Origin of the sequence: Natrinema pallidum (assembly GCF_005890195.1) — an archaeon.
In the GTDB taxonomy this organism is placed as follows: domain Archaea; phylum Halobacteriota; class Halobacteria; order Halobacteriales; family Natrialbaceae; genus Natrinema; species Natrinema pallidum.
On the sequence record NZ_CP040637.1, the window covers coordinates 277,668 to 300,668 of the forward strand.

The following is a 23,001-nucleotide window of genomic DNA, read 5'->3' on the forward strand; positions in this document are numbered from 1 at the left end:
CACACGGACGATCAATCGCTGCCGATGTGGCTCGCCCTCCGACCAACACGGGCTATCTTAATACAGCGAGCGAATCCCGTCGTTTACGACGAGCGAGTAGCCCCACAAGAACAGGTAACTCGCGAACCATACTCTCCCAACGCTCGGGAAACCGCTCCGTTCATGGCGCGGCGGATGTCATGGATGTCGTATCCAGTCGGGGCGTCCCGTCGTCGTGAGGGCGTTGTAGATCGTGTAACCGACGAATCCGACGACGTAGCCCGCAACGATGAGCGTCGTCGCTCCAGTTCTGCCGACGACAGTGACGAGCACGATCAGGAGCGGGCCGAGAACCAGATAGAGGTTCAAGACCGTATCGCTCGGTCCCGCGTTGACGATCCACGTAAGAAGCCGGCTGCGGTAGCGACGCCGACTCATTCGTAGATACCACCCCGCCAAAAGAGCGCGCGAAGCGTCACGAGGATGGGAATGATCTCGAGTCGCCCGATCCACATGTTCAGGATGAACGCGACCTTGCCAGCCGTCGGCAGCGAGTGGGGACCGGTGATCCCGGTCGAGAGACCGACATTCCCCTGTGCACTCGCGATTTCGAAGAGGATCTGTTCCAGCGGATAGGCCCCGCTCGGGAGCGTCGCTAAAAGGACGAAGACGCTCACCGCGAGGAAGACGAACCAGAGAAGCGCGATGATCGCCGCTTCTCCGAACTCTCGAGGGCCGTCTTCCTCGTCGAGGACGCGGTCGTCGATCCGAAACCGATGGACGGTACTGTCGGGGTAGAAGACGTAGGAGACTCGAAATCGAATCCCTTTCACCAGCATTATCAATCGAATGAGTTTGATGCCGCCCGCGGTAGAGCCGGCGGCGGCACCGACGACCATCGCGAAGACCAGCGTGAGAAGCGCACTCGTGGGCCAGTCCCCCAGCGAGAGGGGCGTCGGATCGGTTGCCGTCTGGAAGCCCGCGGCGGTCACTGCTGAGACGAACTGGAAGACGCCGTATCGGAGCGCGTCCGTGACCGAATCGTACGCTGTCGAGACCGATAGCCAGACCGCCGCCGATCCGAGCAGGAGAACCGCGGCCAACCATCGCGTCTGCACGTCCGTGTACAGCCCTCGCAGATCCCCCTGGAGGACGAGGTAGTGGATCGGGAACGCAATGCCGCCAGCGATCATGATCGGGAGCAAAACGGCTTCGATGACGACGCTGTCGTATGCGCCGATCGAACCGTCGATGACCGAGAAACCGCCAGTCGAAATACCCGTCATGCCGTGATTGATCGCCTGCCACGGTGGCATTCCGGCCAGCCAGAGCGACAGGATCGCGATCGACGTGAAAAGCAGGAAGATCCACCAGATAGTGCGGACGGTCGAGACGATACTCGGGTGTATCTTCTGTGATCGCGCTTCGCCTTCGTACACTGTCAACGAACCACTCCCCGGACGGGCGAGGATCGCTGTCGTCAGCACGATCACACCAACGCCACCGACCCATTCGATTATACTCCGCCACCATTGTAGCGTCCGGGGGAGCGAGCCCTCGTCTGTGATCATAGTCAACCCCGTTCCGGTGAACCCGCTCATACTCTCGAAGAGAGCGTTCAGCGGACTCGCGAGTGCGTCGACGCTCTCTGGGGGTGGTGTCTCGAGCCCGGCAGGCGCGAGCGTCACGATCCAGGCGGTCGTAAGAAAGGGCAGCGAGCCGCACGCTGCGATGGCGAGCCAGCCGATGGCAGCGATCATCATGCCGTGGAGTTTGTCCGGCGGAGCGGCATCGGCGAACACTGTCGAGAGCACCCACCCGATCGTTACCGGTATCACCCCCGAGACGACGAGGCCGGGAATCGCGTAATACTCGCCCCAGACGAGCGGAACGAGGATCGATACCAGGACCAGCCCCCCGAAAACCCGCAGCATCCACCCGAGATCGCGTCCGATCGGTGCCACTGTGGTTCTCATCGGTAATCGTCGAAGAATCCGAAGAGATCCGTCACCGCCGGATCGGTCCCGCGTCCGGAGTAGACGGCGAGCCGATCTCCGGCCCCGATTTCGGTTGTCGACCGAGCGATCCGTGGCCCGCTGCCGTCCTGGGGGACGACAGCGACGACGAGCACATCGTCGGGAATCAAGCCCCCCGATCTGGCGTCCTCGAGGGTCTTTCCGGCGATCGGTGCGGCGTCGGAGACCTCGATCTCGAAGACCTCCGCATCGTCTTCGACGGGCATGTAGTCGATAATCGCGGGCTGTCGTGCCGTCCGGTAGAGCGATTCGGCGGCGAGTTGGTCGGGGCTTTTGACCGCGTTGACGCCCATCTTGCGGAACAGCTCCCGGTGTTCGGGTTGGTGCAGAACGGACACGACGGTCGGAATCCCGAGTTCGGTTGCGAGTAGACAGACGAACAGGTTCGTTGCGTCCAGTTCGAGCGTCGAGATGAGCGCATCGGCCCGAGCAGCGCCCGCCTCTTTGAGCGTCTCCTCCCTCGTCGCGTCCTCGTTGAGGACCAGGCAATCGTACTCGTTCGCGATGTCGTTCGCTCTCGTCACGTCGTGCTCGACGACCACCACGTCGTTTCGAGATCGTGATGCAATATCCACTAGCAGGCGTCCGACATTCCCTGCCCCGACGACGATGAAGTGCATCGCCGTAACATTTCAAACTGAGTCACATAAGTCACCCTGGTATTGGATTCGGCTGACGGGACCGCTCGAATCGTGTGCGCACAAGCCGGTTCCAGCAGCATTCGCATCGGCTCGCTGATATCCCTAGACACCGATCGCATATCTGTGGTACGCTCGAGCGCACAGCAACGGCGATTCCACCGAACCGGCATCAGTTCACCGTTCAGACCGCCTCTGAACGGCGACGGGCGGCGCTGTTCATATTGTACACTGCTATATTATCTAATCAAAGGAGCCTCATTCTATTAGTAATCGATATACTATATGGAACCACGCGCCTTTTTGATTACGGTAGGATGCAGTTCTGTTCTTGAATTCAGCGGCTGTAGTATGATAGAACAAGATAAGCAAATCAAGACGACTCACCGCCACATTAAATCGAGTTCAGTATGGAATGGAAATTCAAGTGATGTCACACAGACAATATTCGTCCCAAATGTAGTTGAGTCAGTTTGAGAAGTAAGCAGGTCGTTGAGTAACTTGTCTAGAGATTCTCGCAGACCCGCTCAGAGAGGGTTATGACGTGGATTTAGTAGAATTATGAAAGAACGAGCTGACGGCAACGCTTGTACGTCTTCGTCAGTTTCGGCGGCTGATCGGCGTGGTTTCTGATAGCTCAATCCCGCTTCTTTCAACAACCGCCGACAACTCGTGATTGAGTAGTCCACGTCATACGTTTCTTCGAGGAATTGCTTGACGAGCGCCGGTGTCCACGCCGGCGCGTTGAACTCGACCTCACGGGGTGGTTCGTGGACGGTTTCTTCGAACTCTTGTTACTGTCTCTTTGAGTGTTTTCGATTCCTTCTAGAACGGTGAGTGCTGGCTGCAGCGTGCTCAAGCAGTTCGTTGGTGTCGAGCCGCTTGAGCCAGTTGTAGATTGTTTTCCGATGAACGTTATGCCACTCAGCAAACTCGGCTTGCGTGACACCGTTCTTGTACGCAATCGCCGCTAACAACCGCTCTGTTGGCTTCTCTCCCTCCAGATTCCCGAGAGCATCTTGTAGCTCTTCGGTGGAGATTTCGTCGAGGTGTTCCACTAACTGCTGTAACAGCATTGTTGCAAATAATTCTAACAGCTACTATATATTTCCCCATAGCTTCGTTTAACCATATAAACAACAAAATAGTAAGGTAAATATAGTTGCTATTAGTAACTGCTAAACGAAATATGGCGTTGGTCGGCAAAATACATACTAAAGATGAAGTTGAAACTAAGCTGAATGAGGGAATGCTAGACGGGTGGGAAAAAGCCAGCTATGAAGGGTTTCGTGATTCACTTGTTAAAGGAAATTCATACCCCTGTCACTTCGGTAGTAAGGCTCAACGTCAAGGAAACGCTCGATATCTCTTCATCGAATCAATGTCAAATGAGAACGATTTGATGATGCTCCGAGATGGGATTTATGAGTACATAAAAATGTATGAAGAAATTGCAAAACGGACCACACTAGCAATATTTTTTAAACCACCTCAAGAAAAACTATCTGAATCCGAGTATAGGGACTCTTTCTGGAGTATACTCGAGTATCTGAACAAAAATGACCCTGAACCATGGCCAGCTGAAGTACCAGTTGACCCAGACGATCCAAAATGGGAGTTTTGCTTCGCGGGGGAACCAATATTTCTCGTAGCACGTGCACCGTGTTATGAACAACGGCTTAGTAGATATGCACCGCATGGACTCGAAATTACTGTCCAGCCCCGCGGGACTCTCAACGATATCACAGGAGATACAGAGAAAGGTAAAAAGGCGAGGGAGATTATTCGAGCAGGACTTCAAGAATACGATAAGATAGACCCTCATCCAGATATTGGTGATTACGGTGATTCTAACACACGCGAGTGGAAACAATATTTCCTTCCCGATACAAACGATGAATCTATCTGCGAATTCCCCTTTGAGATAGATCCAAAATGATTGGCTCTGAAGTCCTTCAGTACATTCTGCTTGGTCTCGCTCTGTCAATACCGATTGGTCCAATTAATATCAAAATAGTAAACCAGGGTCTAAAAGATGGATTTTGGAATTCATGGCTTGTCGGTATTGGTGGGATGGCAGCTGATCTTATACTCATGTTTTTAATATATTTTGGACTATCTGAACGACTCACAACAACAACAGCACAAGCAGTTATGTGGGTGTTCGGTGCTGTAGTTCTCAGTTATCTAGGCTATGAGTCAATTAGGGATGCCCAAAACACAACCGAGTTTGGAACTGCAGTAGAAGCCGATGGAGGCCGTCAAGAGTCCCTGTCTCGGTCATTCGTGTCTGGCTTCTTAATTGCCATCTCAAATCCATTGAATCTTATATTCTGGATCGGCATCTACGGATCGGTATTAGCTGCGACACTTGATCAGGCTGGGATAGAGGTAGCGCTATTGTATAGTGCGTCTATCTTTATTGGAATCGCCTCTTGGGATCTGGGGCTTGCAACAGCAACCCACTATGGACGGCAATTTGTAACAGCGAAACTACTTCGATATTTTTCTGTCGGTGCAGGCCTTCTACTGATTGGCTTTGGTATGATGTTCGCCTATTACGCAATTGATGCTATCATTCTCTAATGATCGTTTCCGTCAAGATAGACAGTGCCCCCAACGGAAACACACCAGTTGAGAAATGCAGAACCATATCGACCCCTCCGTCCGATAACAGGTAGTTTTATTTTCGACCCGATCCATCACGTGCTGTGATAGCAGACGACACTGTATTCGTCACGGGAGCGAGTCAGGGTTTGGGCCGCGAAATCGCCGTCGCGTTTGCCGACGAGGGCGCGACCGTCGTCCTCGCGGCGAGGAGCGACGGGATATACGAGACCGCGGAACTGATCGACGCTCCCGATCGAACGCTGGCGGTCGAGACGGACGTGACTGATCCCGAGTCGGTCGAAGACGCCGTCTCCGCGGCGGTCGATTCGTTCGGCGGGCTGGACTGCCTCGTGAACAACGCCGGGATCGCCGGCCCCACCGCGCCGCTCGAGGAGACGAGCGACGACGAGTGGCTCGAGACCCTCGATGTCAACGTCATCGGTGTCGCTCGCGTCACGCGGGCGGCAGCCCCCCACCTCCGGGAGTCGGCACAGGGGAGCGTCATCAACATCGCCTCGATCGGCGGCAAGCGGCCGTACGCCAACCGAACTCCCTACGCCGCCTCGAAGATGGGACTGATCGGAGTCACTCGTGCACTGGCCGCCGAGTTCGGCGACGACGGGGTGACCGTCAACGCGATCTGTCCCGGCCCGGTCGAGGGCGATCGCATTCGGGGTGTCTTCGAACGGCAAGCCGAGGAGGCGGGCGTTCCCGTCGAAGCGGTCGAAGGGGAGGTCCTCGAGAGCCTCATGCTCGACGACCTGGTGCCGCCCGCGGAGGTCGCCGATCTGGCCGTCCACCTCGCGAGCGACGAGTCGCGACACGTCACGGGACAGGACATCAACGTCTCGTCGGGCGGTGCTTGGTACTAGCGTCGCTCGGCTCGAGACGCGGCGTCAGAGGACGGCGAGGATCGCAACAAGCAGTCCGAGACCGACGAGGAGCCCACCTGCGGCCTGCTGAACTCGGCTCGCCGATCGCACCTGCTCCCGGTGGGTCTCGAGGGTGCCGGTCACGATGACAAGCGGCGTTTCGTCGGTGCCACGGAGGACGTAGCCGTCGGCCGTCTCGGTCAGTTCGCCCCGAACGACCACGTCGTCGCCGTCCCGGACGACGGTGGCCTGGTACTTGTCGGGCATGGTGGTCCGCCCGCCGACGCTCACGGTGACCTCCAGGTCGCTGACGATCCCGTCCTCGTCCGCCATCCCCGTCCGCTCGAGGAAGCGATTGATCGGGCCGAGGTCGCCGAGATAGGACTCCGTCGCCGGGTCGCCGAGGAACAGCGCCGACGAATCGAAGGGGTCGTCGTCCGCGTCGGTCGCCAGCGTCGCCGCGTCCACGCGGACGCGATCCCAACTGTGATCGACGGCGAACTCGCCGACCGCAAGTTCGGCCTCGACGGTCCGCCACCGGGTGCCGTTCCCCGCGGGCCGCTTCCGGCGGACCCGCCATGCCCAGAGCGCGGCCGGTTCGTTCCCGTCCGAATCAGGACCGGTCCGCGTCGGCGTCGCCGGGTCGGAGACGCGGACCCGGCCGCTGATCGTCGTCTCCTCGCCCGGTTCGATCCGTTCGTCCGTCGCCGACGCGAGCTCGCCGATCGTCTCCTCGCGATCGTCGAGGTCGCCGGCTCGAGACAGTACGATGCCCCCGAACAGGAGAAACGCCCCGGCGACGACGAGTGCAAACACTTGGACCATGACCGGACAGTTATCATCCGAACACAATACCCGAACGATCTCCGGCACGGTTCCACATCGGCGCGGGCTCGCGGCCGTCGGTCCGACACCGCACTCGAGCAGCGACCCGTCCGGCCGCTTCGCGACCGCGACGGAAGTCACCCCGGACCGGGCTCGAGCGGCGGGACGCGACGGCTACTCGATATCGATCCGCTTCGAGTCCTCGCCGCCCGCGACTTTCGGCAGCCGTACCGTCAGCACGCCGTTTTCGAATCCGGCGGCCACCGACTCCTCGTCGACCGGCTCCGGCAGTCGAATCCGACGACTCGCCGACGTTTTGGTCCGCTCGCGCCGGAGATACGTCCCGTCGGCGGCGATGTCGTCGTCCATCCGATCGGCCTCGAGTCGGAGCGTGCCGTCCGAGAGGGTCAACTCGATATCGTCGGTCTCGTAGCCGGGCAGGTCGGCCGTAACGACGTACTCTTCGTCCATGTCGGCGACGTTGACCGGCACCGAGCCCGGTACCTGCAGCCCGCCGGCGGTCATTCCCTCTTCGACCTGGCGGCTGACGCGGTCGAGCATTGCTTCGATTTCGTCGAACGGATTGCCTCGCATGCGTCGCAGTAGGTGCCCGACGGGGATAAATTCTGCCCGCGGGACGACGACAGAAGGAGCGGCTACTCGGGCAGGGTCACGAGCCCGTCGTCGAGCGCGTCGAGCAGGACATCGCGAGCGTGTCCGTCCGGATCGACGCCCTCGTACACGGCCGTGACCTCGCCGTCCGCCAGCAAAAACGTGGTCCGCGCGGTCACGCCGTCACGCAGCTCGACATCGAAGGCCTCGGCGATCTCCGCGTCGGGGTCCGCGAGCAGATCGAACTCGAGGCCTTCGGCGTCACAGAACGACCGGTGGGACTCCACGTCGTCGGTCGAGACGCCGTAGACATCGACGCCGGCGTCTCGATAGGTTTCGCGCTCGCGCTGGAACTGGGTCGCTTCGATCGTACAGCCGGGAGTATCGTCCTTCGGGTAGAAGTACAGCACTGTCGGCTCCTCGAACGCGAGGGTGACCGCCTCGCCGTCCTGATTCGGTGCGGTCACGGCCGGGGCGTCGTCGCCTGCAGCGAGTGGCATACTCGTGGTACCGGGTGACGCGACAAAACCGTTTGTGGTCCGGGAGCGAGCCACTCGACACCCGATCGCGCGCCGTCGATCGGAGCCCCGTTTCGGTCCGCGTCAAGTATTTCGCCGTGATTCACAGCTCGTGAGGACTCTCCCAGTACATTAGGGGTCGGCCGTGGTCGCTTCGAGTGCGCCGTGTCCGTGTCCGGGTTGGGGTAGTGGTCATCCTTCAGCCTGTGCAGGCTGAGACGCGTAGTTCGATTCTCGCACCCGGACTGCCGCGCCGTTGAGGCCGGTGCCAGGCCGTGGTTCGCGGGCCGTCCCGTCGCTCGTCGCGACGCCGTCCCGAAGCACCACGCTTACTCGACGACGTGTTCGGTATCGTACGATCCCAGCCGCCGGACCCACCCGTTGTCGGCGAGGGCCTCGAGATCCGCGATCGCGTCGCTCGTTCGGGTCTCGTAGAGGCCGGCTTCGAAGTCGACGTGGAAGACGTAGTCGCCCAGTCGCTGGCCGCTCGGCCGCGACTCGACGCGGGTCAGGTTGATGTCGCGATCCGCGAACGGTTCGAGCAACTCGAGCAACAGGCCGGGATAGTTCGCGTTCGGGTAGACCACCAGCGAGGTCTTGCCGCCGCCGTTCGAGCGCTGCTCGGCCGGCGCGAGCGCGAAGAACCGCGTCGCGTTCGAGTCCTGATCCTGAATGTCCTCGGCCAATACCTCGATCCCGTCTCCCGCGTTAGCCGGATGGCCGATGCCCGCCACCGACGGATCGTCACGGGCGAACTCGACGCCCTGTGCCGTGCTCGCGACGGCCTCCAGGGTGGCAGCGGGATACTCGCGCTCGAGGTAGGTCCGACACTGGGCAAGGGCCTGGGAGTGGCTGGCGACGGTGTCGAACGTCGGCCCCTGGGCGAGCAAGGCGTGTCTGATCGGGGTGACGATTTCGCGGACGACGGCGACGTCGTAGTCGGCGACGGCATCTAAACTCTCCGTCACGGAGCCCTCGATACTGTTTTCGATCGGAATCACGCCGCGGTCGTACTCCCCGCTCGCGACGGCGTCGACGATCGTCGTGACCGACTGTCGGAAGTCGATCTCGTCGTCGTCGGCGATCGCGCTCGCGGCTCTGTGTGAGTAGGTCCCTTCGGGGCCGAGCGTAACTGCAGCCATTACCCACCGATAGGGACGAACGGGTCAAAAGACCCTCGGGTACCGCGAAATTTCGCTCGCGTGGCCGGTCGCGCGCAAGCGGCGTCAGTCGTCGCTCGGTGTGTGCGGCGGCGTCTCGCTCGCCGCGACGAAGCCGTCGTCGGTCGCTCGAGCGGCGACGTGGGGTTGGAAGACCCACGCACACAGCGCGACGATGGGGAGCATCGTGGCCGCGACGATGGCATAGCCGGTATGGAGGGTCGGCAGCACCGGCGCGGCGTACACCAGCGGGTAGACGATTCCGCCGACGGTCCCGACGCCGCCGACGACGCCGGCGACGCTGCCCGAACTGTCGGGGAACATGGCCGGTACCTGAGCAAAGATGGCCCCCTCGGCGAACGCACAGCCCATCCCGACGACGAAGCCGGCGGCGACGGCCAGCAGCACTCGCCCGGTCAGTCCGGCCAGCGTCATCCCGACCATCGCGACGACGATGAAACACAGCGAAACGAACGTCCATTGCTCGCGGTACCGACCCGTAAAGATCGGCAGGATGTTCGTTTCCCTGCGAGCGAGCAGGTCGCTGACGTAGCCGCCGATCGGCCGCAACAGGCCGGCGGCGACGGAGAACGTCGCGGCGAACGTGCTCGCGAGCACGAGATCGTCCGTGTTGAACCCCTCGCGGTAGTAGGTCGCCAGCCAGCCGTTCATCGATAGCTCGAGGCCGAAACTCATCACATATGCCAGCGCGAGCACCACGGTTCCGTACCGGGTCGCGGTGTGAAGCCATTGCCTGAGCGTCGCGCTCTCGGCGGTCGCCCGACGACGTTGCTCGGTCTTGGCCGCCTCGCCGACGGTGTAGTAGACGATCGCCAGTAGGATCGAGACGATCCCGGTGTAGAAGAAGGCGGCCCGCCAGTTGCTCTCGAAGAGGGGGCCGTTCCACCCGTCGGTGAACACCCGGGGGAGGATGAGCGCTCCGCCAGCGGCACCGGCGTTGCCGACGCCGGCGTAGATCCCTTCCGCGGTGCCCAGTTCCTCCTCGCCGAACCACTCCGAGACGTGCTGGATGCCGATAACGAAGGTGATCCCCGCCGTCGCGACGATCAGGCGCTCGACGAAGAAGACCGCATACGATCGGGCGAACGCCGACGCGATCGAGAACACGCCGACGTAGGCCAAGACGATTGCGAACACCGTCGGCGCGCCCCAGCGATCGGAGAGCCAACCGGTCAGAACCCGGCCGAACGGCGCGAGCCAGATCGCTGCGCTCGCCAGGATTCCGATTTCGGTCACCGAGAGGCCGAATTCCTCGGCCATCGGCCCCGTGAAGGGTGCGAAGGAAAACCAGATCAGAAACGAGAAATTGAACCCGATCGTCGCCAGTCCGAGCGTCCGCCACTTGGTCATCGGAATCATGGCACCTCACCCACGAGGATACGGGGACGCTCCAGTTGATCAGATCGTACTCTTCTCGACGTTAGTGGCCCACATGTTCGGACTATGGCCGAACTAGTTTCATTAACTGGTCCTGAGTCCCGGATTCTCTCGACGCTCATCCACATACGTACCGACTCGACCGCCGACTGTCGTATAAATCTGATTATTAGCGTCTTTCCACTTCTTGGGCAGTATCCCACCAAACCCATCCCGTATTATGCCGTCTAGTCATCGAACAAACGTGCTATTATCGGGCACTGAACGAGATGGAATCCCTTTTCGACGCTCTCACCGTCGACCGTCCGATTTCGACACTCGAGACGGGCGATGGCACCGCTCTCGGACGGGCTCGTGCTGGAGAAATCTGTCGAGTTGACGACTTACTCGTCGAGGTGCTCGATGCCTTTCTTCGAGACGTTCGCCTCCGTGATCTCGCCGGGCATCCAGTCGGGCTTGTCGTCGGGGGCCGTCTCCTCCCACGCCCAGCCATCGTAGATGTGAACCTTGTCGGTTCCTTTCTCGCGGAGTTTCAGTTCGACCCGTTCCGCCTCGTCCTCGCTCGAGCCGGGCTCGAGCCGTCGGGCTGCCTTGAGCGCCGCCTGTCGGGGCGTGTTACCCGAGAAGACGCTCGACTCGTCACCGCCCGATTCGCGCAGTGCAAAGTTTCGTTTCCCGTCTTCGCGTACCATGATTTTCGCCTCCGTGTCAAGTCAGCACACGACCAGTGATAAAGATATCCCCGCAAATCGACCGACTGCGGCGGTATATTTAAGTGTATCGCCAACGCGAGTTTCCTGCACTATTCGCGTCGCTCGCTCGCCGCCGTCCCGTGATTGTCGCGCCACCGAGTCCGTCGCGCGGTCAGTCGTTCGGTCGTCGAAAACACTTAAGTATATCCTACGGCGAAGTTCGGAATAGAATCCCGCGATGGTACGGAAAAAGAAGCTGAGTCCAAGCGGTGCGAAAGACGACGACGGGAATTACCACAACGTCCACCTCAACCTCCACGAGGACGAACTCGAGGTCGCGGGCATGGATATCGGCGATGAGGTCTTCGTCCGGGTCCGGGACGGGAAAATAATCATTCAGAAGGCCGACGAAGACGACGTCGAACACGAGTTCTAACCGTCCGGGCGTCTGCCCTCGCGTCTCGACCGGCCGCTTACTATCTCGCTACCGTCAGGGAGGGTCTTCCGGACGTTTCCGACGGCTGTGAGCCAGCAGTCCCCGTTCCGTTGGTTCGAATAGCGGCCGCCGATGGCTCGTCCACTCCACCCTCGAGCACATAAATCTACGTCTCTCAGAGACATTCTCTCGTTCGATATGTTATTTATTTCGTACTATTGTGGTCCGTGTCCGGGGACCTCCCCCACGATCGGTAATGTCAAACGGCCCGTACCAAGCACAACCACGACAACCCGCTGACCGTCCGACCGATGATGCTGCCGACCGCGGTTCCGGCGACGCGTTCGCCGACAGCCCTATCGACCGACGGACGTTCCTTTCGCTCTCCGCGACGACGGGTGCCGCGCTCGCACTTCCCGGTTCCGCCACCGCGGATGTCCGCGGCGAACCGATGACCGACGAGTTCGAGTTCGTCGTCAATCACACCCCCGAGGGGTACGAGGCGGCGACCGTCATCGAATTCGCCGACCGAGCCGCACTCGAGGCGTTCGCGGCCGACTACGAGGAAACCCCCGATCCCGACCTGTCCCGGCCACCGAAGGCAGTTACTCGAGAGTCACCGACGCCAGCGGCGCATGCGCATCTCACCGCCGACGAAGTGGCGGCCGTCCTCGAAATCGATGGCGTCGAGCGACTGGACGTCTCACCCGGGGCGAACCCGTGGTGGAAACTCGAGGCCCCGTACGCCGACGGCGTCTTTCCGCCGGTCGAGGAGGCCCGATCGTTCGTCTCCTACCCCGAGGTCTGTCAGGGGATCGCCCATCTCGAGGCGGCCTGCCCCGACCGCGTGCGCGTCCATACCCTCGAAGAATCGCCGGGCTGGCCGAACCGGTACACCGGAACGGACCCCGACCCACAGGACATCTATGTCGTCGATGTCACGAACGACGTCCGGGACGCGGCGTCGTTCGCCGACAAGGAGACGGTGGTCTACTCCCTCTCGATCCACGGCGACGAGCGCGCGGGCGTCGAGACCGGTGCCCGACTCCTCGAGGATCTCGCTCGGGGCGAGGCCGACGGGTTCGAGGACCTGCTCGACGATATCGCGTTCGTCTTCGTGTTCACGAACCCCGACGGGTGGGTGGCGCGCGAGCCCGAGTTCGACATTCCGCGAGGGGAAACCCGGCTTAACTTCCGACGCGGGAACGCGGCCGATGTCGACACCAACCGGCAGTACCCGACGATGGGCTGGGTCGATCCGGCGTTCCGGCCCGCCGAACCCGACGGCGCACCCGACGACTACTACGACGTCGTCCCGGATTCGCTCGCGGTCGTCGATCACCTCCGGGAGTACGAGAACGTGACGTACCTCTGTGATTATCACGGGATGTACGCCGCCGATCACATGGTGTTCAACCTCGAGACGAACGCCCCGCTCGGTCACGACGGAACCCACGACCTCGACGAGGTCAACATCCGCATCGGCGAAGGGATGGAGGCCCACTGGGGCGACATCGAGGCGATCGCGGATGATATCGAACGCGCCGGCGAGGAGCAGTACGGTGCCTCGGACTACGTTCCCGCTGGCTTGTTCGATTACGGCACGGTGTACGATTCACTCGCCTATCAGGTGACCGGCTCGCTTCTGGGGTGGGCCGGCCAACCGGAAGCGTTCGGCGGGCTCGGAGCGATCACGGTCGTTCCCGAAATCATCTTCGCGAACCACACTCCTGATGCCCGGATCGAGTGGAAACCCTACATCGAACGCCATCTGGTCACCGCCTACCGGATCTCGATGCGCGAGTACGCCGAGATGGCCGCAGCGGAGACCGATACCACCGTCGCGACCGGCGGTCAGGACACCGCATACGTGACGACGGACGCGCTCACGCGGTCGTCCGCCGATCTGCCGTACACCGATCAACACCCGGGCAAGGGTCGCGGGCCCGGCCGGGACCGCGCGACCGAGGTCCACAGCCGTCACGAGGTCGTCCGATCCGGATCGGCCGACCGCGGGACCGTCGGTACCGAAACGACCGGCTCGTCCCACTCGCTGTCGGTCCGGTTTACCGGCCTCGGGGCCGCCAGCGACGGTCACATCCGTATCACCGATCCCGACGGCACGATCGTTCACGAAATCGACCTCGCGGCGAAGGCCGACCCTGACGACCCGACGCCCCGGCCCCACGACTTCGAGGGCTGGTTCCGCCATCGACCCGACGCCGGCCAGTGGGACGTCGAAGTCGAAAGCGACGCCGACATCGAAGTGGAGCTGACCGTTCTGGACACCGACGACGAGTATCCCGATCCGCGAGCGGTACTCGGGTACGAACAACGCGAGTACACGGTCAACCCGATGCAGTTCTTCGCCGATCTCTCCGATCACATCGAGGACGGCGACATGGACGCGTTCAGGGTTCGCGACGTCTGTAACGGTCGATTGCTTCGCGGAAACTCCGGCAAGCGCCACTACGACAAACTGGTCGTCTCTCACGACGAGGGTCTCGACAACCCGCGGTACATCGCGGCGATCGAGTCGTTCGTCGCGGCCGGCGGCGACCTCGTCCTGACCGATACGGGCGTCCACCTCCTCGGTGCGCTCGACGTCGGGGACGCGGCGGCGATCGATCCCGCCGACCTCGAGACCGTCACGGTCCGGTACGCGACCCTCGAGGACAGGGAGTTCGAACACCCGCTGCTCGATGGCATCCGCCCGCGACAACAGGAGCTGTGGAAAGGGCCACAACTCGGGTACACCACCGGTGCCGACCAGCCGGCGACGGTCGTCGACGGCGACGCGTTCGACGCTGCCGGCGGTCGCGCCGCCGGAACGACCGATGATGACGTCAGCGTCGGGACGCTCACTGCGGGTGACGCCGAGATCAACGTCCTCGGCTCGATCCTGCCGCCCGCACAGCAGACGGTCCTACATCCGTTCGGCATGGCCGACTACTCCCTCTCGTTTATGGGCCATACGCTCCTGTGTAACGCCCTCGGGTTCGAGCAGCGGCGCTATCTCGATGGCGACCTCGTCCGGACCTACGGCGAGATCCGGTAACCCCCGAAGAATCGCGTTCGCTTCCCTCGCGGCCCTATCTGAGCGCCTCGAGATCGAACTCGAAGGCCGACACCGGTACTTCGAGGTCGTGTTCGATGAGCACTTTCGGATGGAGCTCGCCGATCACGCCGACTTCCTCGCCATCGATGACGATCGCTGCGGTTCGACCCGGAATGAAGGTCGGGTGGTCGGTCGGCGGCGTCTCGAGGTCGACGTCGAAGTTACGGGCCAGCGCCTGGAGCCGTGCCTTGGCGTCCTCGTAGCCGGCCTCGTGGTGTGCGAGGACGGCTCCGACGTGGCGGCTCTCGGCGACGCCGGTGTTTTCGCTCTCGTCGACCGCGGCCGCGAAGCCGATCTCGGCGAGGTGCTGCGGGTACGAGCGGTGGGTGTTCCGCTCGAGAACCATCAACAGCGAGGGCATCACCCACGTCCGCAGCATGGTGAAGTCCTCGCTGTACGGTTCCTTGATCGTCGCCGGCTCGCCGGCCCCGTAGATATCGTCGCCGGGCGAGATATCGAGCCGGTCGTAGTTCTCTTCCTCGCTGATCATGTGGAAGTTCAGCAGGTCCTCGAAGCCCTGTCCGACGAGCTGGGTACGGGCGGCGTTCTCGAGGCGGGAGCGCTCGTGGCGGCCGCCGACGGTCCCGACGTCAGGGTAGCGAGGGTCGAGCTCGTTGAAGCCGTAGGCCCGCCCGAGGTCGTCGATGACGTCCAGGGGGTGGAGGATGTCGACGCGGTAGGGCGGGATCGTCACCTCGTAGACGAGATCGCCGTCCTCGCTCTCTTCTGTTTCGGCCTCGAGTCCGGACCGCTCGGCCAGGTCGAGCACCTCGTCGGGATCGAGCCCGATGCCGAGGATGGTCTCGATGCGGTCGTGTGCGACCGTCTTCGTCTTCATCGAGAGATCCGGGCGGACGAGTTCGTGGTCAGGGTACTCGACCGTCACCTCCTCCAGCGTGGCTCCCCGAGCAGACAGCGCGTAGCAGACGATGGCCAGCATCTTGTCGATCGTCCACTGGTCGGTGCCCGTCATCTCGACGAACAGGTCTCTCGAGTCCGTCGAGACCTCCGTCCGCCGGCCGTTGATCACCGGCGGGAACGAGAACAGCCCGAGATCGTCGTAGATCGCCGGATAGCGCTCGTACTCACTGACAAGGTCGGCGTAGGTCCGTCCCGTCTCGTGGTCCTCGAGCACGTCGGCGGGCGTCATCTCCCGATCGGAGTCGAGGGGGACGAACCGGTCCCCGTCGGGTTCGACGCCGACGTACTGGATGGTCGGATTGCCGTCCGCCGTGGGGCTCGCTCGCGGCTCGTCGCCGCTGTCTCGCGGCTCTGCCGCTCGACTGTTCGCGGAACTTCGTTCCGCGCTACTCTCGTTTTCCGATGCGCGTAGTGCATCGCGCCCCTTCAGCATCGTCAGGTCGTGAATCCCGATCGCGCCCTTCGCCCGCTTGCGCCCCATCGTGGCGTGGAGTTTCTCCTGGAGTTGAATGAGCGACTCGAGGCCCTCCTCGTCTAGATCGACGTCGCGGACGACCGCGCCGGTGACGTACGGGCGCTCGTCGGGGACCGAGTCGTCCACTTCGATGGTCCACTCCGGCGAGTTCGGCGAGGGAACGTGAACGCCCCGCGCGTCGCCGTACTGGTACCGCAGCGAGCGAGCGACGCCCTCGACGGAGAGGCGATCGAGCCGATCCGGTGCGAACTCGAGTTCGAACGCGCCGTCCTCGGTGCGCCCCTCGAACTCGAGGCCGAGCCCGAACAGGTCTTCCTGTAGCTCTTCGTCGCTCTTCTCGTCGTGACCGGTCAGGTCGCGCAGTTCGTCGGGATCGATATCGACCGTGGGCATCAGTAGGTCACCTCCGTGTTGCGCAGCAGTTCCAGGTCACACAGCGTCCCGTGGATGTCCCGGATGTCCTCGAAGCCGTACATCAGCATGAGCAGTCGCTCGAGCGCCAGTCCCCAGGCCATCACGTCACAGTCGACCCCCAGCGGCTCGAGCATCTCCTCGCGGAAGATGCCGGAGTTCCCGATCTCGACGAGTTCGCCCGTCGTCGGGTGGGTGCCGAACAGCTCGAAACTGGGCTCGGTATAGGGGTTGTAGTGGGGTTTGAACTGGATGTCCTCGATCCCGAACTGGGCGTAGAACTCCTCGAAGGTCCCCATCAGATCGCGCACCGAGAGGTCCTCGGCCATCACCCAGCCTTCGATCTGGAAGAACTCGAGCAAGTGGGTCGGATCGAGCGTATCGTTGCGGTAGACCTTCTCGACGCTGAAATAGCGCTGTGGCGGCTCGAGGTCGCCCACCGCCTCGCCCGAGAGGTAGCGCGTCGACAGCGAGGTGGTGTGGCCACGAAGCGCGAGCGCGCGGGCGAAGTCCTCGTCCCACGGCGAGTGGTACCCCTCGCCGTCCTCGCCCACGCCCTCCTTGTGTGCCCGCTCGACGCGGGCGACGAGATCCGCGGGGAGCTCGTCGATGTGGGTCGGCTGCTCGAGGGCGAACCGGTCCCAGTGCGTGCGCGCAGGATGGTCCTGGGGCATGAACAGGCAGTCGTTGATCCAGAAGTCCGCGTCGACGTGGGGTCCGTCCATCTCCTGGAAGCCCATCCCGACGAGCGTGTCCTTGACGCGCTCGGCGGTCTGGCGCAGGATGTGGACGTTGCCACCCTCGAACTGCTCGGCGTCGGCCTCGACGTTGTAGTCGGCGAACTCGACGTCCTCCCACTCGCCGCTCGTCAGCAGTTCGGGGGTGACCTGACCGACCGTCTCGGCGGTTTCGATCCCCGCCATCAATTCCGTGACGGCGCGCTCGGTGAGCGTCGCCTCGCGGACCGTCGACTCGTGTCGGTCGAGCAGGCCGCGGCGCTCGAGTGACTCGAGGGTGTCCGAATCCACGTCGATACTGTCGATCGGCGCGTCCTCGACGTCGGCCAGCGCCGCGAGCGCGTTCGCCTCCGCGTCGGCGTCCGGGTCCGCGTCGGGGTCGGCCGTGATCTCGCCGCTGTCGATCGCGCCGTACCCCTTGCGCGCGTAGTTCGAGAGCGCGATGTCGACCGCGCCGCCTTCGAGCCCCGATGCGCCGATGACCCGCCCCATCGAAACGGGGTCGGCGTCGGCACCGGCCTCGAGCGCGGCCTCGTAGAGCCGAACCTCGGGTAGTCCCTCGGTGACGTAGTCGCGCCCCTCGTCGGTGAGCGCGACCGTTTCGTCGACGCGTTCGCTGACGGCGACCAGGCCCTCCGTCTCGAGTTCGAAGACCGCCCCGGTGACGGTTTCGGGCGGGAGGTCTGTCGCCGCGGCGAGGGCGTCGACGGACATTGCCTCGTCCGCACTTGCGGCCTCCAAGACCGCGACCTGTTGTGATGGAAGTTGCATTCGCTTACCTGCATTGCCGTGGGTCGGTCAGTTAGCGGTTCCGACTCCGTTCGACGCCGACGCTCGAGTCGACGACGGTTCGCGGACGGTTTCACCGCGGGCGACCGATCGGGTCGGCCCCGGGTCCACCGGCCCGAGTCACCGGGCGAAGAAGAAGCCGAATCCCGATCGGCGGTGCTGTGGCTGGGTCTCGAGACTGGCACGGACGTGGGATTCGGGTGCCATACGCGTTCGATATCGTGGCGGGAGCAAAAGTATTGCGGGACGGTAACACTGCGGTCTCGACCGGTGTCGGTCGAGCGGGTGACATACCGATCGAATCGGTAGTGTGCAGTCGGCCATGGGACCGTTCGGTGGTCGGTCTCCCCTACGAGTTCGACACGCGCGTCGTGTCGAGCGAGCCGGAATCGACCCACTCGAACCCTGACTCCTCCGCAGTCGCTTTCGCCTCCGGGACCGCGGCGGGATCGAAGTCCGCGGCGAACTCGATACGAGTCTCCGTGGACTCGGCGGCCGGCAGTTCGGGCAGGAAGTCGTCGTCCTCGAGCAGCCCGCGAACGGAGACGGTCCCGCCCGCGTCCAGCGCCGCACCGAGCGCGCGGTAGCGCTCGTCGTCGGCCTGCGGGGCGAGGTCCGTGCCGAACGATTCGTTGCTGACTCGTGCCGTGTCACTGGGCCCCGAGAGCGTCCCGAACCCGTCCGTATCCGTCGGTTCCTCGTCCGCGGCCGTCGATCGACCCCCGTGACTCGAGCCTACGGACCCCGATCGATCGGACGCGGTCTCAGCGCCACGCTCCGTTTCCCGGTCGGTGTCGCCGTCGTGTCGCCGCGATACGTCGGGCGAGCCACGGAGTTCGAAGCCGTCGTGCTCGCCGGCGGGCGCTGCCGCGGTCGATCGCGCCGCACCGGACATCGCCGACGCGTCGGCCGTCGCATCGCTCGCCCGGTCCGCGGACGGCTCCGTCGCGTCCGCGGTTGCGTCCACATGAGCGGACGGTTCGGCTTCGTCGATGAGCGAGTCGACGGTCGATGTCGACTCCCTCGAGCGACGCGTCCCGCGCTCGAGCGCCCACGGTGGCCACGGCTCGTCGCCGTCGGTGCCGGTGTCGGTTTCGATCGACCCGGTCACGTCGTCGGCGGGAACGTACGCCGCGAGTCCGTGCGCCGGCAGCAGCGGTCGATCGACGGCCTCGAGTCGCTGGCCGTAGCGTTCGCGGAGCGCGTCGAGCTCGCTTCGCTCGATCAGCGCGGCCCGCCAGCGGTCGACGCCCGACGAGAGGAGGACGAATCGCGCGTCGGTCCCCGCGAGAATCGCGTCGTTGATCGTCCGGAGGACGGCAGGAAGGTTGTCGCTCCCGAGCGGCGTCTCCGGATAGGTGATCGTCGCCGTCCGCGCCCGGCCGCTGGGGTCCGACGCGGTCAGCGTCAGCCCGTTGCGGGTGGCCGATCGCTCGAGCGACCAGCCGATCGCGTCGAAGACGGCCGCGAGTTCGGCTGCCAGGTCGGCCCGCGAGTACCGGGCCGCACACGCGAGGCCGCGGTCGCTCCGTGCGATCGTCCGGCGAAGCACCGTCGTCCGATCGACGCCCGTCGCGAGTGCGTCGGCCAGCGCCGCCTCGAGATCGTCGTCGCCGACTGCGTCCCGTCGAACGTCCGCCGCCGTGACGCCGAACGAGCCGAGGACGTCCGCACAGACCAGGCGGTCGTCGGGCGCGCCACGGCGGGCCGGTACCATCGTGGCTCACGGTTCCACGACTGCCCGTATATATGTTCGTCAGACGCTACCATATCCGCCGAACCCATTCGGTCCGCTTCTCGACGGCCCGTTGATGGCCAACGCGCCGCCGGGGCGGTCCGCAGCGGCTCCGCGTTAACGACGCCGCGGCGACTCGAGTTCGATGTCCGCTTCCTCAAGCAGGTCTTCGACTTCCGCCCGCTTTTCCTGGTGTTCCGCGAGGAACTCTTTCATGAGTTGTGCGGCCTGTTCCTTGCAGTCGCCACAGAGGCGTTCGCCGCCGACGCACTCGTCGTAGACGCGCTTGGCGAACTCGTCGTCGTCGCCGGTCAGCAGGTAGGCGTAGAGTTCGTAGACGGGACACTCGTCGGCTTTTCCACCCTTCTCGCGCTGTTCCTCGGCGGTCTCGCGGCCGCCGGTCGTGGCCGCTTTCACCTTGTCGTAGCCGTCCTCGGGATCGTCCAGCAACGAGATGTGACTCGCCGGGATCGAGGAGGACATCTTGCCGCCGGTCAGCCCGGTCATGAACCGGTGGTAGATCGACGAGGGCGGCTGGAAGCCGTAGCCGCCGGTCTCGACCTCGACCTCGCGGGCGAGTTCCTCCGCCGCGGCGCGGTCGATCTCGAACGCGTCGATGTGGCTCTCGTAGACCCGTTTTTCGCCGTCGATGGCGTCGATCAGCGCATCGAAGGCCTCGTCGGTTGCCCGCCGATCGAAAAAGCGGGTTCGCGGCCGGACCGGTTCCATGCCGGCCTCTTCGAGCTTCGTCAGTACCGAACGCAGCGTGTCCGCATCGGCTTCGATCTCCGACAGTGGCGTCTCCTCGAGCGCCTCGGCGACGTGGACACAGCGAAGTTGCTCGTCGTCGAACGCTTCGGGCTCGAGTCGCTCGTAGAACGCGGCGACCAGCGCGCGCTCGTCGGGCTCGAGTTCGAAACTGGCGTAGGCCTCGCTGACCTTGAAGAAGCGCATCCGCTCGGCGAGGTCACGCGCCAGCCGGACGTGGGGGTCCTGGTCCGGGCCCACGGGAATAACGGTCGGCTTGGGCTCCTCGAGTTGCGGGTAGAGGATGTCGGCCATCTGGGTGACGACCGACTGCATGTGGGAGACGTCGGTCTCGCCGTCGAACCCGTAGATCGCCTGAAACTCCGAGAAGTTGGCCTCGGCACCGAGTTCGAAGGCGAGGTCCTGTAGCTCGCGGTTGGTCGACTGTCGGTAGAGTTCACCCTCTTCGGGATCGAAGCCGAGCGCGAGCAGGGAGAGCAGGTAGTCCCGGGCGTGCTCGTCGATCTCCGCCCAGCTCATCCCTCGGGCGGCGTTGGCTTCGAGGTCGGCGATCAGGCCGTAGGCGTCGGCCCCCTGCTGTTGATGCCAGATGATCTCGTCGAAGACCAGCTTGTGGCCGATATGGGGATCGCCGGTGGGCATAAAGCCCGAAAGGACGGCCGCCGGCTCGTCGTTCTGCAGGGCCTCCGCCACCGGCCGGTAGTCACGGTGGCCGAAGATGACGCCTCGCCGCATCAGGTAGTGTGGGTTCGGGACCTCCTCAAGGACCTCGTCGAACTCCTCGATGCCGAACTCCTCGAACAGGTTCCGATAGTCGGAGACGCTCGAGGAACCCCAGGGGTCCAGCGCGACATCGTCTGCACCTGCAGCGCCGCCGTCGGTCAGCGGTTCCCCGGTCGTCGGTTCCCCTGACGCGGACTCCTCGCGTGGGTCGTCTCCGGTCATTAGGTGCGTTTTGGCTCGCCAGCGCGCAAAAGCCTTCGGCTTCGGCGACGCCGAAATATTCGGGCACCGAGACGACGATCGGCAGGGTTGCGATCGCCCGTCCCGCGCACGAAGACGGCGACACGCTCGAGGCCGGCTCCGACCGGAGACGGGACCGCCGTCAATCGGCCGTCTCGGCCCGGTCGGCCGCCGCTCGTAACGCCTCGATCCGCTCCGATTCGACGCCGGCGAGGACGACCGCCGCGAAGACCCGGTCGCTGTCGGGCCGGGGTGCGTCGCCGCCGAGAATGCCCGAGCCGCCGATCGCCGACTCGAGGGTTCGCCGGCCCTCGGCGATCGCCCGTCGGTTGAGCCACGCCGGCGGCCCGCCGACGATCAGCAGTCCGCGCTCGGCCGTTTCGGGGTCGCACTCGAGGGAGCGCTTCCCGTGAATCCCCTTCCTGACCACGGTCTCGATGGCGCTGACCGCGTCGCTCGTGTCGACGTCCGGCTCGGCCGACAGGAGTCCGAGCCCGAACCGCGAGCCGTTCGTCTCGACCGTCTGATCGCCGTAGCCGAGTGCGACGACCGCCGACTGATCGCCAACGATCCGTCGGATGTCGCTCGCGTCGACGACGGTTTGGGCGACTGCCCCATCCGAATCGCCGCCGCCGGCGAAGACGGCCGCGATGCGCGTCGCCAGCTCTCGGTTACAGCGGTCGCGACCGTCACCGAGCGCCTCGCCGGGACGGAGCCAGTCCTCGTTATCGAACGTGATGATCGCGCTCGCGACCCCATCGAGTCGCTCGAGCGTGGCCACGGCGTTCGCCGCTGCGTTCGGCCGCGGCGCGTCGGCGGCGGAACCGCGAGGCCCGCTTCTCGCGCGGTCGGCCGCCGCGTCGAACTCGCGGTCGGCCGGCAGCGTCGCCAGGACGTAGACCGGTGTGTCGGTCCGCTGTTGGAGCGCGGCGACGAGCGCGGGCACCGTCCCCCCGCCGGTCGCCCCGCCGAGGCCGACCGCGACGAGAATCGCGTCGGCCGCCGCAGCCGTGGTGCGGGTCACGCGCTCGAGGAGGTCGTCGGCGCATGCCCGGCCGACGGTCCGCCCACGCTCGAGATCGCCCCCGAGACCGCCGTCGATGTCGTCGGGGCCGTACCGGAATCGATGCGATTCGGGGATGACGGTCCCGCTCAGGCTGCTCTCGTCGGTATCGAACGCGAAGACATCGGTGAGAAACGAGTGGTCGGTCGGCTCCGCGGCCCGGATCGCGTCGGCGATCCGACAGCCCGCGCCGCCGACGCCGAGTACCTCGAGTTGCATGGTGTGGTCCTCGTCCGTCGGGGGTT

At 63.8% G+C, this 23,001-nt stretch carries 19 protein-coding genes and 1 pseudogene; 5 read left to right on the forward strand and 15 right to left on the reverse strand.

Annotated elements, in window-relative coordinates; translation table 11 throughout:
* Window positions 1-177 precede the first annotated feature (177 nt).
* The 4 genes and pseudogenes from FGF80_RS01295 to FGF80_RS01310 form a co-directional block, all read right to left on the reverse strand.
* Window positions 178-417 carry a hypothetical protein gene (locus FGF80_RS01295; protein ID WP_006185200.1) on the reverse strand — a complete coding sequence of 80 codons (240 nt, stop codon included), beginning with the start codon at window positions 415-417 and terminating at the stop codon, window positions 178-180.
* A complete protein-coding gene (locus FGF80_RS01300) occupies window positions 414-1,955 on the reverse strand; it encodes a TrkH family potassium uptake protein (protein WP_238705330.1) in 1,542 nt (513 codons plus the stop codon). The genes FGF80_RS01295 and FGF80_RS01300 overlap by 4 nt, the downstream gene beginning before the upstream one ends.
* The gene (locus tag FGF80_RS01305; RefSeq protein ID WP_083864555.1) at window positions 1,952-2,635 is read right to left on the reverse strand and encodes a potassium channel family protein; all 684 of its coding nucleotides are present in this window, start codon (window positions 2,633-2,635) and stop codon (window positions 1,952-1,954) included. Before FGF80_RS01305 ends, FGF80_RS01300 begins: the two co-directional genes overlap by 4 nt.
* 605 nt (window positions 2,636-3,240) lie before the next feature.
* Window positions 3,241-3,711, reverse strand: a pseudogene (locus FGF80_RS01310) (winged helix-turn-helix domain-containing protein); the annotation flags it as partial.
* Window positions 3,712-3,842: 131 nt separating this feature from the next.
* On the opposite strand from FGF80_RS01310, the gene FGF80_RS01315 reads away from it, so the two are divergent.
* The 3 genes from FGF80_RS01315 to FGF80_RS01325 all read left to right on the forward strand — a co-directional run bounded on the left by FGF80_RS01315 (window position 3,843) and on the right by FGF80_RS01325 (window position 6,135).
* A complete protein-coding gene (locus tag FGF80_RS01315; RefSeq protein ID WP_138651779.1) occupies window positions 3,843-4,592 on the forward strand; it encodes a YqcI/YcgG family protein in 750 nt (249 codons plus the stop codon).
* Window positions 4,589-5,239 (forward strand): LysE family translocator, encoded by a 651-nt coding sequence (locus tag FGF80_RS01320; protein ID WP_138651781.1) that lies wholly within the window; start codon window positions 4,589-4,591, stop codon window positions 5,237-5,239. Before FGF80_RS01315 ends, FGF80_RS01320 begins: the two co-directional genes overlap by 4 nt.
* A gap of 125 nt (window positions 5,240-5,364) precedes the next feature.
* The gene (locus FGF80_RS01325; protein WP_138651783.1) at window positions 5,365-6,135 is read left to right on the forward strand and encodes an SDR family NAD(P)-dependent oxidoreductase; all 771 of its coding nucleotides are present in this window, start codon (window positions 5,365-5,367) and stop codon (window positions 6,133-6,135) included.
* A gap of 24 nt (window positions 6,136-6,159) precedes the next feature.
* On the opposite strand, the gene FGF80_RS01330 is transcribed toward FGF80_RS01325, so the two are convergent.
* From FGF80_RS01330 to FGF80_RS01355, 6 genes are all read right to left on the reverse strand, one after another.
* A complete protein-coding gene (locus FGF80_RS01330; RefSeq protein ID WP_138651785.1) occupies window positions 6,160-6,960 on the reverse strand; it encodes a hypothetical protein in 801 nt (266 codons plus the stop codon).
* Window positions 6,961-7,134: 174 nt separating this feature from the next.
* Complete coding sequence (locus tag FGF80_RS01335; protein ID WP_006185206.1) at window positions 7,135-7,554, reverse strand: Hsp20/alpha crystallin family protein; 420 nt, start codon at window positions 7,552-7,554, stop codon at window positions 7,135-7,137.
* Window positions 7,555-7,616: 62 nt separating this feature from the next.
* Window positions 7,617-8,072, reverse strand: coding sequence for a peroxiredoxin (locus tag FGF80_RS01340; protein WP_138651787.1), 456 nt, complete (start codon window positions 8,070-8,072; stop codon window positions 7,617-7,619).
* 347 nt (window positions 8,073-8,419) lie between these two features.
* A complete protein-coding gene (gene pheA / locus FGF80_RS01345; RefSeq protein ID WP_138651789.1) occupies window positions 8,420-9,232 on the reverse strand; it encodes a prephenate dehydratase in 813 nt (270 codons plus the stop codon).
* Between the two features lie 84 nt (window positions 9,233-9,316).
* Complete coding sequence (locus tag FGF80_RS01350; protein WP_175417055.1) at window positions 9,317-10,621, reverse strand: MFS transporter; 1,305 nt, start codon at window positions 10,619-10,621, stop codon at window positions 9,317-9,319.
* A gap of 410 nt (window positions 10,622-11,031) precedes the next feature.
* Window positions 11,032-11,340, reverse strand: coding sequence for a non-histone chromosomal MC1 family protein (locus FGF80_RS01355; protein WP_006185210.1), 309 nt, complete (start codon window positions 11,338-11,340; stop codon window positions 11,032-11,034).
* Window positions 11,341-11,578: 238 nt separating this feature from the next.
* Here FGF80_RS01355 and FGF80_RS01360 point away from each other — a divergent pair, with 238 nt between their 5' ends.
* Window positions 11,579-11,776, forward strand: a complete 198-nt coding sequence (locus FGF80_RS01360) for a SymE family type I addiction module toxin (protein WP_006185211.1) — start codon at window positions 11,579-11,581, stop codon at window positions 11,774-11,776.
* A gap of 256 nt (window positions 11,777-12,032) precedes the next feature.
* On the forward strand, window positions 12,033-14,834 hold the full coding sequence (locus FGF80_RS01365) for a M14 family zinc carboxypeptidase (protein WP_138651793.1): 2,802 nt from the start codon (window positions 12,033-12,035) through the stop codon (window positions 14,832-14,834).
* A gap of 34 nt (window positions 14,835-14,868) precedes the next feature.
* Here FGF80_RS01365 and pheT read toward each other — a convergent pair whose 3' ends face one another.
* From pheT to FGF80_RS01390, 5 genes are all read right to left on the reverse strand, one after another.
* On the reverse strand, window positions 14,869-16,683 hold the full coding sequence (gene pheT / locus FGF80_RS01370) for a phenylalanine--tRNA ligase subunit beta (protein WP_138651795.1): 1,815 nt from the start codon (window positions 16,681-16,683) through the stop codon (window positions 14,869-14,871).
* Window positions 16,683-18,209 (reverse strand): phenylalanine--tRNA ligase subunit alpha, encoded by a 1,527-nt coding sequence (gene pheS / locus FGF80_RS01375; RefSeq protein ID WP_138651797.1) that lies wholly within the window; start codon window positions 18,207-18,209, stop codon window positions 16,683-16,685. Before pheS ends, pheT begins: the two co-directional genes overlap by 1 nt.
* A gap of 367 nt (window positions 18,210-18,576) precedes the next feature.
* On the reverse strand, window positions 18,577-19,944 hold the full coding sequence (locus FGF80_RS01380) for a hypothetical protein (RefSeq protein WP_138651799.1): 1,368 nt from the start codon (window positions 19,942-19,944) through the stop codon (window positions 18,577-18,579).
* A 135-nt stretch (window positions 19,945-20,079) separates the two neighbouring features.
* On the reverse strand, window positions 20,080-21,675 hold the full coding sequence (locus FGF80_RS01385) for a tryptophan--tRNA ligase (protein ID WP_138651801.1): 1,596 nt from the start codon (window positions 21,673-21,675) through the stop codon (window positions 20,080-20,082).
* Window positions 21,676-21,835: 160 nt separating this feature from the next.
* Entirely contained in the window at window positions 21,836-22,975 is a 1,140-nt protein-coding gene (locus tag FGF80_RS01390; protein ID WP_138651803.1) for an FtsZ/tubulin family protein, read from the reverse strand.
* Between the last annotated feature and the right edge of the window lie 26 nt (window positions 22,976-23,001).